We start from the raw sequence: 17,193 nt of genomic DNA, 5'->3' as shown, positions 1-17,193 counted from the left end.
CGGCTTCCTCTTCTCCGCGTTGGGGCGTCTTGATCTCATCATCCCGATCAGGAAATTCAATAGGCCCTGCGAAAAGCGACCGCCCATCGACTCCCTCGATGACGAAGACATTCCTTCCTTGACCACTTCTCGGCAATTCCTCAATCATCTCCCATGCGTCATGAACAGTGACCATTGCCTGAGGAGTCTGCGTAATGAACCGTACGGACGACATGACCGGCGGCGACATCATTTCGGTGGTCAGGAGGTATGTACGCGTGCCTTTCCACGATCATTCCCTGCTGGCCGAGGTCGGACTGGATTCACTGTCCGTGGTGCGGATCGCCAGTGAGCTGATCCCCGACCCGGACCAGGAGATAGATCCGACGGGCCTCGCCGCGGTCCGTACGGTCGGCGACCTCCAGCGGTGGCTGCGCGGCCTGCTCGCCCCGGCGGAGAGCGTGCGATGACCGTCGCGCCCCAGCTCGCCACCCTGCCGCTGACCGCGGCGCAGCAGGGTCTGCTCGTCGTGCACGGCACCGTACCGGTTCCGCACCTGTACAACGTCGTGGCCGAGCTGGAACTGGACCCGGCGCTCGGCCCCGGGGCGATCCGGTCGGCGCTCACCACCGTCCTGGCCGTCCAGCCCGCGCTGCGGCTCGCCGTACGGACAAGGCCCACCCCGCACGCGGAGCTGGGCGCGGTCCCGGACGAGCCCCCGCTGCGGGTCGCCTCGACGGACGCCGGCCGGTTCGCCCGGCGGCGCGCCGAACTGCTGGCGGAACTCGGCGGCCACGCCTTCGACCTGGAGCGGCCCCCGCTGCTGCGGGCCGCCCTGCTGCGCACCGGCGACGGTTCCCGCTCGACGCTGCTGCTGGTCGTGCACCACCTCGTCTTCGACGGCTTCTCGCTGCGCCAGTTCGTACGCGACCTCACCTCCGCCGTACGCGGGGAGCTCGACGTCGACCGGGTGCGTGTCGCCCGCGAACGGGCCCTGTGCCGGGAGCTGGCCGCACAGCTGTCCGCCGCCGGCGAGGAACACGTCGAGCGGGCGGCCGCCGAACTGGCCGAACGGCTGCGCGCGGTGCCCGCCACCGTCCTCCACCCCCGCCCGAACCGGCCCGCCGCCACCGCCTTCACCGGCGCGCGCCGCGAGATCCGGCTGTCCCCGGAGCGTTCCCGGGCCCTCGACGAGCTGTGCTCGGCGCTCGGTGTCAGCCCGTTCGTCCTCTTCTCGGCCGCCTACGCGGCGCTCCTCGCCCGGCACTCGGCCACCTCCCCGGTGGTGTTCGGCAGCCCGGTGCTGGCCCGCCGCACCCTGGGCTCCCTCGACCTGTGCGGCTTCTTCGTCAACACGCTGCCGCTCGTCGTCGACGTCCCCTGGGACCAGCGCTTCGACGTCTTCGTCAAGGAGACGGTCCAGGCCGAGGCGGACCGGGTGAAGAGCAACGCGGCCCTCTCCTTCGACCGCGTCGTGCGCCTCGTCGAACCGGACCGCTCGACCAACCGCAATCCCGTCTTCTCCTGCATGCTCGCCCTGCAGGACGCCACCGGCACGGAACCCGGCTCCGTCGTCCGCCGGGTGCGTGAGCACGGCAACGGCACCGCGAAGTTCGACCTCTGGCTGGGCGTCACCCCCGGACCCGACGGCTGGCTGCTCGAACTGGAGCACGACCGCGAGCTGCTGCCCGAGCCGCTGGTCCGCGCGCTGGCCGACTCGCTGACCGGCCTGCTGGCCCGGGCCGTCGAACGTCCCGGTACGGTCCTCGCCGAGCTCTTCGAGGACGCCTCGCTCGCCGAGTCCCACGCCCACGACGGCTACTGGCGCCGGCCGCCCCACCGCGGCCTGCGCCGCTGGGTGCGCGCGGGGCTGGCCCGGCGGCCCGACGCGAGCGCCGTCGAGGAGGACGGCCGGCGCGTGACCTACGGCGAGCTGGACGCGCTGGTCCGCCGCGCCGCGGCCGGGCTGGCCCGGCACGGGGTGGGCCCCGGCACCGTGGTCGGCCTGACCACGCCGACGCTGGTGGACACGGTCGTGGCCGTGCTGGCCGCGCTCGACCGGCGCGCCGTGTTCCTGCCGCTGGACCTGACCCTGCCCGGTGAGCGGCTCGCGTACATGACCGAGAAGGCCGGCTGCCGCCTGGTCGTCGGCCGCGGCGCGGTCGACGGAGCCCGGGTGGTGGCACTGGACGAGCTGACCGGACCGGGCGCCGGCGACCCACCGCGGGAGACGGAACCCGCCGGTGACGGCGACGGGACGGACGGGGTGTACATCATGTTCACCTCCGGCTCCACCGGCCGGCCCAAGGGCGTGCTGATGGGCGACGGCCCGCTGGTGAACCTCACCGCCTGGCAGCTCGACGCGCTGGAGATGGACGAGCGGACCCGCTTCCTCCAGTACGCCCCCCTCGGCTTCGACGTCTCCTTCCAGGAGATCCTGCCCACCCTGGTGGCCGGCGGGACCCTGGTCTCCCGCGAGCCGGCCGACCGCCGGGACCTGCCCGCGGTGCTCGCCCGGGTGAGCGCGCTCGCGGTCACCCACGTCTACCTCCCGGTCGCCGCGCTCGGCCCCTTCACCCGGGCCGCCCAGGACGCCGGGGACGACCTGCCCCGGCTGCGCCACCTGTGCGTCTCGGGGGAGCAGCTCCTGCTCGACGACGGCATCCGGCGCTTCTTCGCCGACCGGCCGCACATCACCCTGGTCAACCTCTACGGCCCCACCGAGACCCACGCCGTCACCACGCACCGGCTCACCGCCGGCGCCGGCAGGTGGCCGGCCCACGTCCCGATCGGCCGCCCGATCACCCATGTGACCGCCCACGTGGTGGACGGCACCGGCCACCTCGCCCCCCTCGGCGTGCCGGGTGAGCTGTACCTCGGCGGTGCCTGCCCGGCGCGGGGGTACGTCAACGACCCCGAGCGCACCGCGGAACGCTTCCTGCCCGACCCGCGCGGCGGGCGGGACGACGCCCGGATGTACCGCACCGGCGACCAGGTGCTGCGCGACGAGCACGGCACGCTGGTCTTCCTCGGCCGCGACGACGACCAGGTCAAGATCCGCGGCTACCGGGTGGAGCTCGGCGAACTGGAGACCGCGGCCGCCGCCCACCCCGACGTACGCCTCGCGGTGGCCGCCGTCCTCGGGGACGGGGCCGGCCGGCAGCTGGTGCTGTTCTTCGTGCCGGAGGACGGCCGCTCGCCGCGGCCGGAGGACGTACGGCGCCGGGTGGCCGACGCGGTCCCCGGCTACATGGTGCCCGCGCGGGTCTTCGCGGTCGCCTCGGTGCCCCTCACCCGCAACGGCAAGGTGGACCGCCCGGCCCTGCTGAGGGAGGCGGAGCAGGCCGTCCGCGAGGAGGCCCGCTCGAACGACGGGGCCGTCACGACGGCCGAGGACACGCTCCAGGCCTGGCTCCAGGAGATGTGGGGGCAGCTGCTCGGCCGCGCCGACGTCCCCGTGGACCGCTCGCTCCTGGAGTACGGGGCGCACTCGCTCAACGTGATGACCGCGCGCGCCCTGATCGAGGAGCGGCAGGGCGTGCAGATCCCCCTCCTCGACTTCTTCCGCGACCCCACCATTCGCGCCCAGGCCGAGTGGATCGCGCAGGCCCGGGGCGGTGTCTGATGGACGCTCTCGCCCCCGACACGCGTCTGCTCGTCCCGCTCGCCAGGCGGCCGGGCCCGCTGGACAGCCTGCTGGTGCACCCGGCGGGCGGCGGGCTCGCCCAGTACCTCGGTGTCGCGAGCCGGCTCGCCCGCCACGGCGGGGTGCACGGCATCCGCGCCGACGGACTGCTGCCCGGCGAGCGGCCCGACGACAGCGTCCCGGAGATGGTCCGCAGGTACCTCGGCCTGGTGGCCTCACTGCCGCGCCGGCCGGGCCTGCTCGTGGGCTGGTCGCTCGGCGGTGTCATCGCCTGGGAGCTGGCGGCCCGGCTGGCCGGGGACGGGCCGGCGCCCGCCGTCGTCCTCATCGACAGCTTCCCCGAGCGGGAGACCGTCGGCGAGGCCGTACGGGCGGACCTGGCGGCCGCCGTCGAGCGGTCCGTCGGCCACCTGGGCGGCGGCGGGGACGCGGAAAGGGCGCGCGCCACGGCGTTCGCGCACATCCGGGCCAGTGCCGGCCACCGCATCGAGGTGCGGGGCACCGGGCCGGCGCTGCTGATCGCGTGCGCGGGCTCCCAGCGCGCCCGGCAGGTCGCCCGCTGGCAGCAGCTCGCCGACCGGCTGACCGTACGCACCGTCGACTGCGGGCACTTCGAGGTGTTCGAGCCGGCCCACCGGTCCGCGCTGCTCGGGCACCTGGACGCGTTCCTGGCCCGTCTGACCACCCCGGCCGAGGAGTACGCCCGATGACCGGCCCCGGTCCCGGCCCGCTCGCCGTCGTCACCGGCGGCACCCGCGGCATCGGACTCGCCCTGTCCCGGCGCCTGGTGCGCCTCGGCCACCGCACCGTCGCCCTCTACCGGGCCGACAAGGAAGCGGCCCGGGCGGCCGCCGACGCACACGGCCTGATCGCGGTGCGGGCCGACGTCGCCGACGGCGACTCGGTGCGCGAGGCGGCCCGGCACATCCTCGCCGCGCACGGCACGCCCCGCGTGCTGGTGAACAACGCCGGCATCAACATCGACCGCCCGTTCCTCGACCTCACGCCGGCCGACTGGCAGCGGGTCCTGGACACCAACCTGTCCGGGCCCTTCCACCTCACCCAGGCCCTCGCCCCGGCCATGCTCGCCGCCGGCGGCGGCACGGTCGTCAACATCGGCGCCACCACCGGCATCCGGCCCCGGCCGAACGGCGTCAACTACGCGGCGGCCAAGGCGGGGCTGCTGCAGCTCACCAAGTGCCTGGCGCTGGAGCTGGCGCCCACCGTCCGGGTCAACTGCCTGATCCCCGGGATGACCGAGACCGAGGAGCTCGTCACCCGGTTCCGGCTGAACGAGCCCCGGCACCGCGCCGCCGTCCTGTCCGAGATCCCGCAACGACGCATCGGCTCCCCCGACGACATCGCCGACGCCCTCGAGTACCTCGTGGGCCCGCTCGGCGGCTACGTCACCGGCCAGAAGCTGATCGTCGACGGCGGCCAGTTCATGTGGTAGGAGATCATGACCGACGCGATTCTGACATCCGCGCGTGCCGCCCTGGCGGCCGCACCGCCGACCGGCGACCCGGCCTACGAACGCTACTGCCGTGAACTCGCCAAGCGGCTGGCCGATCACTGGCCGTCGGTCCTCGCGGCCAACGCCGAGGACCTGGCCCGCGCCGGACGGCGCGGCCTGTCCCCCGTCCTGCTCGACCGGCTGCGGCTGACCGACGCCCACCTCGGCGGGCTGGAGCGGCTCACCGAAGCCGTCCTCGGCGAACTGGCCGGGGTGACCGCCCGCGACACCGGGGTCCCGGTGGGCGACTGGGGGGTGCGGCTGCGCACGCCCAAGCCGCTCGGCGTGGTCTTCATGGTGTACGAGGCGCGGCCCACGGTCACCGTGGAGGGCGCCCTGCTGCCCGTCGCGGTGGGCAACGCCGTGCTGCTGCGCGGCGGGAAGGAGATCGCCCGCACCAACGAGGCGCTGTCCGTCGTGGCCCGCGAGGCCCTGGAGGCCGCCGGGCTCCCGGCCCACCTGGTCACCGTCCTCGACGATCCCGACCGGGCGCAGCTGCGGGCCCTGCTCAAGCGGCCCGACGCCGTCGACGTGCTGATCCCGCGCGGCAGCCCCTCCCTCATCGACTACTGCCGCGGCGCCTCCTCGATCCCGGTGATCGCCAGCGGCGGCGGGGTCAACCACGTCTACGTGCACCGCAGCGCCGACCTGGAGCTCGCCGCGGAGGTCGCCCTCGACAGCAAGCTGCCGGAGCCGACCGCCTGCAACACCGCCGAGATGATGCTCGTCGACGCCGAGGTCGCCGCGGACTTGGTGGCCGCGGTGCTGCGCGCCGCCGAGCGCGGCGGCCGGCAGGTGACGGTGCGGCTCGACCCGCGGGTGCCGCGGCCCGCCGCGCAGGCCGGCGGCGACGGCCGGCCCTGGCGGATCGAGGAGCTGCGGGAGCACGACCTCGGCCGGGAGTTCCTCGACGCCACGATCGGGGTGCGCGCGGTCGAGGGCCTGGACGAGGCCGTGGCCCACATCCGGCGGCACGGCTCCGGGCACACCGAGGGCGTGCTCGCCCGGGACGGCGGCGTCACCGAGGAGTTCACCCGCCGGGTGGACGCCGCGGCGATCGTCGTCAACGGCTCCCTGCGCCTGCACGACGGCCCCACGCTGGGCCTCGGCTCGGAGATCTCCATCAGCACCGGCCGCATGCACGTGCGCGGCCCGGTCACCCTCGGCTCGCTCGTCACCCACAGCTGGGTCGTCGAGGCCCGCGGCACGCTGCGCAGCCCCCTCACCGCGTCCCGCCCCTGACCCCGTCCCTGACCCCGGACCTTCCACGGAGGAAACATGATCACCGGACTTGACCGCGGCGCGGTCACCGAGTCCGTCAAGCGCGTGGTCATCGCCGAGTCGCGGCTGTCCCTGCGGCCCGCCGACATCGACGACCACGAACCGCTCAACGGAGAGATCCTGCGCGTCAACTCACTCGGATTCGTCGGCATGCTGGTGCGGCTGGAGGACGAACTCGACATCGTCCTGCCCGACGACCTGTTCGTCGGGCGCAGCTTCCAGACCGTCCACGACCTGATCGAGATCGTCCTCGCCGCGGCGGAGGCGTCCCGATGAGCGGCATCCCCCTGCCCACCCGCTGGCGCAGTGTCCTGCCGCGCCTGGAGGACCGCCTGCCCCCGGACCGTACCCCCGCGACGGCGGGCGGCGGCAGCGTGCAGGTCAACCTGCCGATGGAGCTGGTGCGGCAGAGCGTGCAGCTGAAGGAGTACTGGGACATCCCGGCCGAGGTCGCCGACGCCTACCGGGCGTTCCGGCCCACGCCGCTGTGGCGGGCCGAGCGCTTCGAGCGCGCGGTCGGGGCGCGGGTGCCGGTCTACGTGAAGTACGAGGGCGGCAACATCTCCGGCAGCCACAAGCTCAACACCGCGCTCGCGCAGGCCTATTACTACGCGCGGGCCGGTGTGCGGGAGCTGGTCAGCGGCACCGGCGCCGGGCAGTGGGGCACCGCCCTGGCCGCGGCCTGCGCGCTGTTCGGCATGAAGTGCACCGTCTTCATGGTCGGGGGCAGTCTGCGCCGCAAGCCGTACCGGGGCACGCTGATGCGGACCCTGGGCGCCACCGTGCACGCGAGCCCCAGCCCGCTGACCGACGTGGCCCGGCGCGCCGAGGCCGGCGTCAACAGCCTGTCGCTGGCCATCGGTGAGGCGGTGGAGTACGCCGCCCGCACCGAGGGCGCGGCGTTCTGCATCGGCAGCGGGGAGACGTACAGCATCCTGCACCAGTCGGTGATCGGCCTGGAGGCCGCCGACCAGCTCGCCGCCCTCGGCGCGTCGGTCGACGCGGTGGTGGGCTGCGTGGGCGCGGGCTCCAACTTCGGCGGGATCGCGCTGCCGTTCTTCTCGGCCGCGGCCGGCGCGGGCACCGAGCCGCCGCTGCTGGTGGCCGCCGAGTCCAGCACCACGCCCAAGCTGACCCGCGGCACGTACGCCTACGACCACACGGACGCCACCGGCACCGGGCCGATGGAGGCCATGTACACCATCGGCAGCTCCTACCCGATCCCCGACTCGCACTCGGCCGGGCTGCGCTTCCACGGCGCCGCGAAGGTGCTGTCCGCGATGCGGCACCGCGACCAGATCGCGGCCACCGCCGTCGGGCAGGTCGAGGCGCTCGACGCGGGGCGCCGCTTCACCCGCAGCGAGATGGTGCTGCCCGCACCGGAGTCCGGTCACGCGCTGGCCGCCGCCGCGCGCCTGGCGGGCGCCGGGGCCGAGGGGAGCAACGGCCCGCTGCGTGCCGAGAAGGGCGTGGTGGTGTGCGTCAGCGGCCACGGCTACCTCGACCTGGGGGCGTACCAGCAGCTGCTGGACGGCGAGTTGAGCAGCGAAGGGCCCGACCCCGAGGCGCTGCGCCGCGCCATGGGGGGCCTGGAGCGGGTGGAGCAGCTGGCGGGCGCGGGAGCCGGTCATGAGCGCTGATGTGACACCCGGAACCGTGGAGTGGCAGCTGTTCGACTGCGTCCAGGTCAACCTGGCGGTCCTGGCCGACCGCTGGCACGGCCCGGGCACCCATCTGGACCTGGGTGCCGTACTGCGCTTCCGTCCGCGGCCGGGGCCGGGCGGGCTGCCCACGGTGGAACGTTCCGCCGCCGACCAGCTGACGGAGTCGGCCCAGCGCCTCGGGCTCACCGTCCTCGACCTGCGGACGACCCGGGCGGGCGAGCCGGTCGTACCGGCCGCCGGCCGCTGTGTGGTGGCCGACGCCTACCACCTGCCGTGGGTGCCGTACTTCGGGCGGCGCCACATGGACCACAGCTTCCTGCTGGAGCCGGCCGACGGCGCGGACGCCCTGGTGGTGGACGGCTACCACAACGACACCCCCTGGGGCGCCGCCCGCCCGGTCGGCCGCCCGCTGAGCCGCGCCGAGCTGGCCGCCGCCGTGCCCGGGCCGGCCCTCTCGGTCACCCTCGCTCCCGCCGCGGGCCCCGTCGCCCCGGCCGGTGCCGCACTCGACCTGGCCGACGAGGAGGCGGCCGGCCGGTACGTCACCGCGTACGCGGAGCACCCCGACCGGCTCGCCGCCCTGGACCGGCTCACCCTGGAGACCTGGCTCCTCGCCCGCTCCCGCAAGCTGCACGTCCGCTTCCTCCGGTCCCGCGGCCTGCTCGCCGACGGCACGGCGGCCCTCGCGCACGTGAAGGCCTGGGAGTCGCTGGCCGAGAGCGTCTACCTCGGCTACCGCCGGGTCGAGCGCGGCCGGCCCGAGCCCGGGGAGCTGTTCACCCGCCTGGCGCGGCAACTCGACCGCGACCGCGAGGTCTTCGGCCCCGGAACGGCGACCGGCACGCCCGCCACCGGAGCCGCCGGAGCAACCGGAACCACCGGAGCCGCCGAGGCGGCCGAGGCGGCCGAGGCGGCCGGGGCAGACGCCGCACGCACCGCCGAGCCGGACACCGCCGGCCGGGCGGACACAGCCTCCGCCACCAGGCCGACCCCGGCCACCCCCCGGCACCAGGAGGCCTCCGGCCCCGACACCCCACCCCGTACGCCCCCCGCCGGGGCGGACCCCGCACGCACCGCCGAGCCGGGCGGCGCCGGGGAGGGGACGCCCGTGCCCGGCGCGCTGCGGGAGCGGGTCGCGGCGAGCGCCGGCGCGGTGCTCAGGACCGACCCGGCGGCCCTGCTGGACGGGCGGCCGCTGGCGGACGTGCCCGGCTTCACCTCCTTCCGGGTGGTGGAGATCGTCGAACGCCTCGAACGCGAGCTGTCCGTGGAGTTCGTCGCGGACGACCTCGTCCCGGAGAACCTTCACCACGTCGACGGCATCTGCCGCATCGTGCTGCGCGCCCTGCCCACCGGCACGACGGCGCCCCACCCCGCCCGTCCCGTCGCCCGCACCGGAGGGAACTGATGTCCGAACGATCCGAACGATCCGAACGCCCCGACCGGCCGGCCCTGCTGCACGACCTGCTCGACCACGCCGCCGCCCGGTGGCCGGAGCGGCCCGCCGTCACCAGCGGCGACCACACGCTCAGCTACCGGGAGCTCGACGCGGCCTCCCGGCGGCTGGCCGCCTGGCTGCACGCCTGCGGGCTGCGGCGCGGCGAGCGGCTCGTGGTCTGCGCGCCGGGTTCCACCGCCCAGCCCGCGCTCGTGTACGCCGCCTCGCGGGCCGGGGTCGCCTTCTCCCTGCTGCACGAGCAGGTCCACGGGATCCAGCTCGACCACGTCCTCGACGACTGCGAGCCCGGTCTGCTCGTCACCGACTCCCCGGACTCGCAGTTCGCGGCGCAGCGCCGCGGGGTGCGCACCGCCACCACCCAGGCGGTGGCCGCGGTGGCGTTCGCGGACACGCCCGCGCCCGAGGCGGTCCGCCCCGGTCCGCTCGCGGTCGACCCCGTGTGCCTGATCTACACCTCGGGCACCACGTCGCTGCCGAAGGCCGTCGTCAGCACCCACCAGCAGCTGACGTTCTCCGCCGCGGCCATCCAGTCGATGCTGGAGTACCGGGCGGACGACGTCGTCTACAGCCCGCTGCCGCTGTCCTTCGACTACGGCCTGTACCAGCTGTTCGTGTCGGCGCAGGCCGGTGCCCGCGTGGTGCTCGGCCGGCCCGCCGAGGTCGGCCCGGCGCTGCTCGGGAACCTGGTCCGGGCGGGCGCCACCGTGCTCGCCGCCGTCCCGTCGGTGGCCGAGGCCCTGGCCCGGCTGCTGCGCAGGGCCTCCCCCGACCGGCCGCCGCTGCGGCTGCTCACCAACACCGGCGCGGCGATGCCGGCCGAGACACTGAAGGCGCTGCGCTCGTCGCTGCCCGGGCTGCGGGTGCAGCTGATGTTCGGCCTGACGGAGTGCAAGCGGGCCACCATCATGCCGCCCGACGGCGACCTTCAGCGGCCCGGTTCCAGTGGCCGCGCGCTGCCCGGCACGGAGGTCTTCGTCGTGGACGACGACGGCCGCCGCAGGCCCCCGGGCGAGATCGGCGAGATCGTGGTGCGCGGTCCGAACGTCATGGCGGGCTACTGGCGCCGCCCGGCGCTCACCGCGCAGCGGTTCCGCCGCGTGGAGGGTCTCCTGCCGCAGCTGCACACCGGTGACTACGGGTGGGTGGACGAGGAGGGCTACCTGTACTTCGACGGCCGGCGCGACGACATCTACAAGGAGAACGGTTTCCGGGTCAGCGCCACCGAGGTCGAGGCGGCCGCCCGCCGCGTCCCCGGCGTCGGCGAGGCCGCCGTGCTGCCGCCCACGGGCTCCTCCCCCGCGCTGCTGTTCGCGGTCGGCGAGCTGTCGCCCGCCGAGGTGCTCCAGGGGATGCGCGAGCAGATCGAGGAGTTCAAGATCCCGCGCCGCTGCGAGATCGTCGCCGCGCTGCCGCTGACCGGCAACGGCAAGGTCGACCGCAAGGCGCTGGCCGCTCTGACGCAGGAGGCGACCCGTGTCCGCGCCCGTTGACGCCGTCCGGCCCGGTGGCACGGTCCGGCCGGCCCCGCCGGTGCCGCCCGGGGTCCTCTCCCGCGTCCCCACCCCGGCGTACGTGTACGACCTGGCCGAGGTCCGGCGCAACCACGACGCGCTGCGGGACGCGCTGCCCGCGGGGGCGGGCCTGTACTACTCCCTGAAGGCCAACGCGCACCCGTCCCTGCTGGCCGTGCTGCGCGAGCGCGGGGCCCTGCCCGAGGTGTGCTCCACCGGCGAGCTGGAGGCGGCGCTCGGCGCGGGCTGGCCGGCCGCGGACGTGCTCTACACCGGCCCCGGCAAGCGGGACGAGGAGATCGGCCACGCGCTGCGGCTCGGCGTGCGGACGTTCTCCGTGGACTCCCCGTACGCGATCGAGCAGCTGGACCGGCTGGCCGGCGGCGCCGGGGTCACCGCGCGGTGCCTGCTGCGGGTCAACGACGACCAGCCGGTGCCGGGCCAGGGCCTGGCGATGACCGGGGTGGCCTCGCAGTTCGGCGCGGACACCGGATGGGTGCTGGCCGAGCCGGACCGGTTCGCCGGCCGGCCGCACGCCGAGGTGACCGGCCTCCACCTGTACATGGGCACCAACCTCGGCGAGGTCGACGCGCTGGTGGGCCAGTTCGCCCGCTCGCTGCGCACCGCCGGGACCCTGACGGCGGCCCTGGCGGAGCACGGCGTGCGCATCCGCGTCCTGGACCTCGGGGGCGGCTTCGGCGCGCCGTTCGCGGCGGAGGGCGCACGGCTCGACCTGTCAGGACTGCGTCCGAGGCTCACCGCCCTGCTCGACGCGGAGCTGCCGGGACGGCACGGCGGCGGCCCGCGGGTCGTCTTCGAGTCGGGCCGCTACCTGGTGGGCACGGCCGGGGTCCTGCTGACGGCCGTGCTCGACGTGAAGCGGTCGCACGGCAAGGACGTCGTCGTCCTCGAGTCCGGCATCAACCACCTCGGCGGCATGTCCGGGCTGCGGCGGCTGCCCGCGCTGAACCCGCGCCTGGTGCCCGGCGACCTGGAGGGCGAGGCCGGGCGCGACCGCGAACCGGCCGTCGACGCCCTGGTCACCGGCCCGCTGTGCACCCCGCTCGACACCTGGGCGCGCGCCGCGCGGCTGCCCGCGCTGCGGCCCGGGGACGTGCTCGCCGTCCCCAACGTCGGCGCCTACGGGCTCAGCGCGAGCCTCGTCGCCTTCCTCGGCCATCCGCTGCCCGCGGAGGCCGTCATCGACAGCGACCGCCCCGACGCGGTCCCCGACCTCACCCGGATCCACCTGACCCGCACCACCGTCCCGGCCCCGGCCCGCGCCCACCCTGGAGTGAAGTGATGGATGCCCGTTTCACCGAACTGCTCGCGCCGTTCCTGAAGTTCCTCGGCACGCGGGAGATCACCCCCGACGCGTCGCTGCGCGAGCTCGGCCTCGACTCGATGCAGGCGATCGAGCTGCTGTTCGCCATCGAGGACACCTTCGGCGTGACCCTGCCGGACGACGACATGAACGACGACACGTTCGCCACCGCCGGCAGCCTGTGGACCGTGGTGCGCGCGGCGGTCGCCCGGCACGCCGCGGACGGGACGGAGGTGACGGCCGCATGAGCGCGCCGACGTTCGCCCCGGTGCGGCCGGCCGCGGCCGGCGCGCCGCTGACCGCCGCGGGGCTCACGGACCGTCTCGCCCGGGTCGCCGCCGTGGCGGCCGAGCACCTCGACCGCACCGACCGTGACGCCTCGTTCCCGGTGGAGGCGCTTGAGGAGATGCGCCGCAGCGGACTGCTCGGCCTGCTCGTCCCCGAGACCCACGGCGGCCTCGGCGGCACGACCGACGACGTGGTGACCGCGGGCATCGCCCTCGGCCGGGTCGACATGTCCGTGGCGATGATCTTCACGATGCACTGCCAGCAGGTCGCGGCGGTGGTGCGCTACGGCAACGAGCGGCTGCGCGCCGAGCTGCTGCCCGAGATCGCCGCGGGCCGGGTCTACCTGGCGTCGGTCACCACCGAGGCCGGCAAGGGCGGCCATCTGCTGAGCTCCGAGGCGGCGCTCGCCGCACGCGACGGCGAGCTGCTGCTGGACCGGTTCGCGCCGATCGTCACCGGCGGCGAGTACGCGGACGGCTTCCTGGTCACCATGCAGAGCCCGGCCCCGGCCTCCCCCCACCAGGTGTCGCTGGTGTACGCCCACCGCGACCAGCTCACCGTCGAACGGTCGGGTGACTGGGACCCGCTCGGGATGCGCGCCAGCCACAGCGTCGCCCTGCGGCTGACCGGAACGGTGCCCGCCCATCAGGTGGTGGGCGAGCACGGGCAGTTCCGGACGATCGTCACCACGGTGTTCGGGCCGATGGCCCACCTCGGCTGGTCGGCCTGCTGGCTCGGCACCGCGGCGGGCGCGCTGTCCCGCGTCGTCAAGCTGCTGCGCTCCCGGCAGGGCCGCGCACGGGTGGACCTGGACTCGGAACTGCTGCTGACCCGGCTGTCCCGGGCCCGGCAGCGGATCGACCTGGTGCACGCGCTCCTGGACCGCGCCCGGCAGGTCGTCGCGACCGCCGACGACCTCAGCCTGCCCCGGGTCCAGCTGCTGCTCAACGCCCTGAAGATCACCGCGGCCGAGGAGTGCCACCGGGCCGTCGACGGACTGGTGGAGGCCGTGGGGATGCGGCACGGCTACCTCAAGGACTCCCCCACCCGCCTGGAACACAGCCTGCGCGACCTGAGGTCGGCCGCCCTGAACTACAGCAACGACCGTCTCCACCTCGTCGACGGCAAACTCGCCCTGCTGGATCCGGAGGTGCGCCTTGCCTGAGCTCATCGAGGCGGACGTCGGTCCCGCCGCGCGCCACCGCCCACGGGCGGACACCGCGCTGGCCACGGTTCCCGCGGGGGCACCGGTGTCCCGGGTGTGGGCGGCGCTCGGCACGGCGGGCGTCCTCCAAGACCTCTACGCCCACGACGCCCACGACACCCACGACGACCGGAGCGCCCGGGGCGGGACCGCCGGCGCCCCGGACCCCGCACGGCTCGCCGGTCTGATCCGGGCCGTGGACGCCCGCGGCGACAACGGCGTCACCCTCAGCGTGCTGGTCCAGGCGGCGAGCGCACTGCCGGTGCTCGCCGCCTGCGCGCCCGGGACGGGACCCGTACGGCAGGCGCTCGACGCGGCGCTGTCCGGTACGTCGACGGTGGCGCTCGCCGCCACCGACGGCGCCGCGGCGGGCTCGGACCTGGCCGGCCTCGGTACGCAGGTGACGATCGGGGCCGACGGGCTGCTGCTGACCGGCGGCAAACGCTGGATCACCACCGCGTGCGGGGCCGACTGGCTGCTGGTCCTCGCCCGGCACCGGCCCGGCCGGCACTTCACCAGCTTCACCTGGGTGCTCGTGCCCGCCACGGCACCCGGCGTGCGGGTGCGCCCGGCCGACACCGACCTGCTCACCGGCTCCGGGACCGGACACGTCGAACTGGACGGCGTACGGCTGCCGCGCGACCACGTCGTGGGCCGGCCCGGGCGCGGCATGGCGGTCTTCGCCCAGCACATGGGCACCGAACGCCTCGCGGGCGCCCTGTGGGCGGTGGCGCTGACCAGCAGGGTGCTCGCCGACACCAAGGAGCGGCTGACGCGGCGGCACGTCGACGGGCGGCCCCTGTGGGAGCACGACGCCGTGCGCCAGCGGTACGCCGGCTGCCTGGTGCAGGTGCGGCAGCTGCGCGCCCTGTGCGAGAGCCTCGGCGAGCGGGTGGCACACCGGCAGGACCTCGCGGCGGCCGCCCTGCTGAAGTCGGCGGCGGGACTCGTCGCCGATCCGGTGCTCGCCGCCTGCGCCCAGATGCAGGGGGCCGACGGCTTCGCCCGGGGCGGTGCCCAGCGCATCCGCGGCGAGGCGGGCGTGTTCGGCATCGGCGGTGGCGTCACCGAACTGGTGCTCGGCGCGGTGGCCGACCACGCGGACACGGTACTCACGGAGTTGCGCTCATGAATCTTCTGACGCTCCAGGTGGCACCGGGTGTCTGGGTGGCGCGGGGCGAACGCGGCCAGTGGGCCCGCAGCGCCCCGCATCCGCACGACCGGGCGGCCGCGGCGGAGCTGCCGAAGTGGCGGGTGGAGGAGTTCCTCGCCAGCCGCGCGCTGCTGCGCCACCTGCTGCGCGCCACCCGGCCCGAGCTGGCCGAGGTGCCGGTGCGGGCCGAGGAGCAGGGACGCCCGGTGCTCGCCGGGCACCCGGGCATGGGCATCAGCATCTCGCACGACGGCGACGCCATCGCCGTCGCCTTCGCCCCGGACCGCCGGGTCGGTGTGGACGTCCAGATGCCCCCGGACACCGTCCCCGACGGGCTGCTGCGCCGCTGCCTCGGCGAGCACAGCCGGGACCTCGGCGCGTGGCAGGAACGGCGGCGGGCGGCCGAACTCGCCTGGGTGTGGACCGCTCAGGAGGCCTGCGTCAAAGCGGCCGGCACCGGTATGTCCGGCCGGCCGTGGGCGATCGACGTCCCTCCCGGACGGCACCGCGGACAGTGGCGGGACTTCCGGTGGATCAGCCTGCGCGGACGCTCGCAGACCCCGTTGAGCTGTGCGTTCTCCGCCCCTCACAGCGACTTGGACACCTCGTGGAACTGACCGAAGCGCCGGCCACGATGCCGGACCTCAGCTGCTACACGACCAACCTCCTCGCATATCTGACGCCGGACGTGCCCGGCGTACGGCGCCGGCTCGCCGAAGGCGTCCGGCTGGCGGTGCGCGTGGACCTGCCGCCCGGGGAACTGGCCTTCTCGCACCACCCCAGGGTGGACCGGACCGAGGACGGCCGGGAGCTTGCCTACCGCGGCGCGGCCGACTGGCCGGCGGCCCGGACCGCCCTGCTCGACGCGCTGCGCCGGGAGCGCCGGGTCCTGGCCGTCGGCAACACCCGCCATCTGCCCTGGGCGCCGGCCCGCGGACGGGCGGACGCCCCGCACTGGCTGCTGATCCGGGACCACCGCGCCGGCCGCTGGCTGCTCGGCGACCACTTCGCGGCGCTCACCCCGTTCGGCGACCAGGAGCCCTTCCTCGGCTGGGTCGGCGACGCCGACCTGGCCACGGCGCTCACCCCGGTTCCCGACCCGCCGCCGGAGGTCGTGCGCCGGGACCGGCTGGCGCTCGGCCAGGAGATCCCGGTGCCGCCCGCGGGGCAGTACCGGTGGCTGGCCCGGCGGCCCGCGACGCGGACTCCGGACGAAGCACCCGGACCCGGCGTCTGGAGCCTCGCCCTGGAACCGTCGCTGACCAGGATCGCCGACGTCTTCCGTACCGACGCCACGGCGCTCGCCCGGTACGCCGACGACCTCTGGGCGGCCGCCCGCCACCACGCCTACCGGCTGGCCTTCGCGGTCGCGGACGGCCGTCTCCACCCGGAGTCGGCCGCGGCCGCGTCGGCGGCCTGGGGCGAGCTGCCCAGGACGCTGCGGTTCGCGGCCCAGTCCGCCGCGCGCGGCCGGCCGCGCCCGGGGGCGGTCGACCGCTCCGTCGAGCAAGTCCTCACCACCATGCAAGCCCTGAGCCCCGGCCTCCCCCAGAGAGGATGATCATGGAACTCGCCCGGTACGAGCGGTTCGCCGCCCCCGTGGCCCCCCACGGCGGCGACCCCGAGCTGGAGGGACACCGATGACACCCGAGAGCCTCCTGTCCGCGCCTGCCGGAGTGTCGAGCGAGGCCTTCCGGCACGCGGTGACCCGGCTTCCCACGGGTGTCGCCGTGGTCACCGCGTCCGGCCCCGACGGACCGGCCGGCTGCACCGTCAACGCGGTCATGTCACTGTCGCTGCGACCGCCGGCGCTGCTGGTCTCCCTGTCCACCGCGAGCCGCACGCTGGACCAGGTCCTGACGAGCGGCTCCTTCGCGGTCAACGTGCTGCCGTGGAGCGCCCGGCACCTGGCCCGCCAGTTCGCGACGGGCACCGCCGCCCAGCGCTTCACCGGCGTGTCCTGGCAGCCGCAGCACGGCGTCCCGGTGCTGACGGCGGCCTCGGTGGCCGCGGTGTGCGACGTCAGCAGCTCCGTCCGCGTGTTCGACCACACACTCGTCGCCGGTGCCGTGACCTGGACCCGGACCGACGACCGGCCGCCCACCGTGCTGTTCGCGGGCGGCCAGTACCAGGTGGGCGGCTGACCCGCCCGTACGCGCCCCTGCCCCTGC

Annotated in this window: 16 protein-coding genes; all 16 read left to right on the top strand. The window is 75.3% G+C overall.

The genetic code is table 11. The annotated features are described in order from the left end of the window. Window positions 1–194: 194 nt before the first annotated feature. The 16 genes from ABZX30_RS13265 (at window position 195) to ABZX30_RS13190 (ending at window position 17,166) form a co-directional block, all read left to right on the top strand. Window positions 195–449 (top strand): phosphopantetheine-binding protein, encoded by a 255-nt coding sequence (locus ABZX30_RS13265; protein WP_355932639.1) that lies wholly within the window; start codon window positions 195–197, stop codon window positions 447–449. Further along, window positions 446–3,604 carry an amino acid adenylation domain-containing protein gene (locus ABZX30_RS13260; RefSeq protein ID WP_355932636.1) on the top strand — a complete coding sequence of 1,053 codons (3,159 nt, stop codon included), beginning with the start codon at window positions 446–448 and terminating at the stop codon, window positions 3,602–3,604. Before ABZX30_RS13265 ends, ABZX30_RS13260 begins: the two co-directional genes overlap by 4 nt. Beyond that, window positions 3,604–4,335, top strand: coding sequence for an alpha/beta fold hydrolase (locus ABZX30_RS13255; protein ID WP_355932634.1), 732 nt, complete (start codon window positions 3,604–3,606; stop codon window positions 4,333–4,335). Before ABZX30_RS13260 ends, ABZX30_RS13255 begins: the two co-directional genes overlap by 1 nt. After that, entirely contained in the window at window positions 4,332–5,078 is a 747-nt protein-coding gene (locus ABZX30_RS13250; RefSeq protein WP_355932631.1) for an SDR family oxidoreductase, read from the top strand. The genes ABZX30_RS13255 and ABZX30_RS13250 overlap by 4 nt, the downstream gene beginning before the upstream one ends. Before the next feature lie 6 nt (window positions 5,079–5,084). Then, window positions 5,085–6,380 (top strand): glutamate-5-semialdehyde dehydrogenase, encoded by a 1,296-nt coding sequence (locus ABZX30_RS13245; RefSeq protein WP_355932629.1) that lies wholly within the window; start codon window positions 5,085–5,087, stop codon window positions 6,378–6,380. A gap of 36 nt (window positions 6,381–6,416) precedes the next feature. After that, the gene (locus ABZX30_RS13240; RefSeq protein ID WP_355932626.1) at window positions 6,417–6,695 is read left to right on the top strand and encodes a phosphopantetheine-binding protein; all 279 of its coding nucleotides are present in this window, start codon (window positions 6,417–6,419) and stop codon (window positions 6,693–6,695) included. Then, the gene (locus ABZX30_RS13235; RefSeq protein ID WP_355932624.1) at window positions 6,692–8,059 is read left to right on the top strand and encodes a TrpB-like pyridoxal phosphate-dependent enzyme; all 1,368 of its coding nucleotides are present in this window, start codon (window positions 6,692–6,694) and stop codon (window positions 8,057–8,059) included. The genes ABZX30_RS13240 and ABZX30_RS13235 overlap by 4 nt, the downstream gene beginning before the upstream one ends. Further along, the gene (locus tag ABZX30_RS13230) at window positions 8,049–9,491 is read left to right on the top strand and encodes an acyl carrier protein (RefSeq protein WP_355932621.1); all 1,443 of its coding nucleotides are present in this window, start codon (window positions 8,049–8,051) and stop codon (window positions 9,489–9,491) included. The genes ABZX30_RS13235 and ABZX30_RS13230 overlap by 11 nt, the downstream gene beginning before the upstream one ends. Beyond that, a complete protein-coding gene (locus ABZX30_RS13225) occupies window positions 9,491–11,032 on the top strand; it encodes a class I adenylate-forming enzyme family protein (RefSeq protein WP_355932618.1) in 1,542 nt (513 codons plus the stop codon). Before ABZX30_RS13230 ends, ABZX30_RS13225 begins: the two co-directional genes overlap by 1 nt. Continuing rightward, window positions 11,016–12,356 (top strand): type III PLP-dependent enzyme, encoded by a 1,341-nt coding sequence (locus ABZX30_RS13220; protein WP_355932615.1) that lies wholly within the window; start codon window positions 11,016–11,018, stop codon window positions 12,354–12,356. The genes ABZX30_RS13225 and ABZX30_RS13220 overlap by 17 nt, the downstream gene beginning before the upstream one ends. Continuing rightward, window positions 12,356–12,625, top strand: coding sequence for an acyl carrier protein (locus ABZX30_RS13215; RefSeq protein ID WP_355932613.1), 270 nt, complete (start codon window positions 12,356–12,358; stop codon window positions 12,623–12,625). The genes ABZX30_RS13220 and ABZX30_RS13215 overlap by 1 nt, the downstream gene beginning before the upstream one ends. Further along, window positions 12,622–13,830, top strand: a complete 1,209-nt coding sequence (locus tag ABZX30_RS13210; protein ID WP_355932610.1) for an acyl-CoA dehydrogenase family protein — start codon at window positions 12,622–12,624, stop codon at window positions 13,828–13,830. Before ABZX30_RS13215 ends, ABZX30_RS13210 begins: the two co-directional genes overlap by 4 nt. Further along, entirely contained in the window at window positions 13,823–15,001 is a 1,179-nt protein-coding gene (locus ABZX30_RS13205; RefSeq protein WP_355932607.1) for an acyl-CoA dehydrogenase family protein, read from the top strand. The genes ABZX30_RS13210 and ABZX30_RS13205 overlap by 8 nt, the downstream gene beginning before the upstream one ends. Next, on the top strand, window positions 14,998–15,639 hold the full coding sequence (locus ABZX30_RS13200) for a 4'-phosphopantetheinyl transferase superfamily protein (RefSeq protein ID WP_355932604.1): 642 nt from the start codon (window positions 14,998–15,000) through the stop codon (window positions 15,637–15,639). Before ABZX30_RS13205 ends, ABZX30_RS13200 begins: the two co-directional genes overlap by 4 nt. After that, entirely contained in the window at window positions 15,630–16,583 is a 954-nt protein-coding gene (locus tag ABZX30_RS13195; protein ID WP_355932601.1) for a hypothetical protein, read from the top strand. The genes ABZX30_RS13200 and ABZX30_RS13195 overlap by 10 nt, the downstream gene beginning before the upstream one ends. 79 nt (window positions 16,584–16,662) lie before the next feature. Beyond that, complete coding sequence (locus ABZX30_RS13190) at window positions 16,663–17,166, top strand: flavin reductase family protein (protein ID WP_355932598.1); 504 nt, start codon at window positions 16,663–16,665, stop codon at window positions 17,164–17,166. The last annotated feature ends 27 nt before the right edge of the window (window positions 17,167–17,193 follow it).

This window comes from Streptomyces sp. NPDC004542, from assembly GCF_040610035.1.
Lineage (GTDB): Bacteria > Actinomycetota > Actinomycetes > Streptomycetales > Streptomycetaceae > Streptomyces.
The sequence above is the reverse complement of the archived record's forward strand: the minus strand, read 5'-3'. Positions and strand labels throughout refer to the sequence as shown.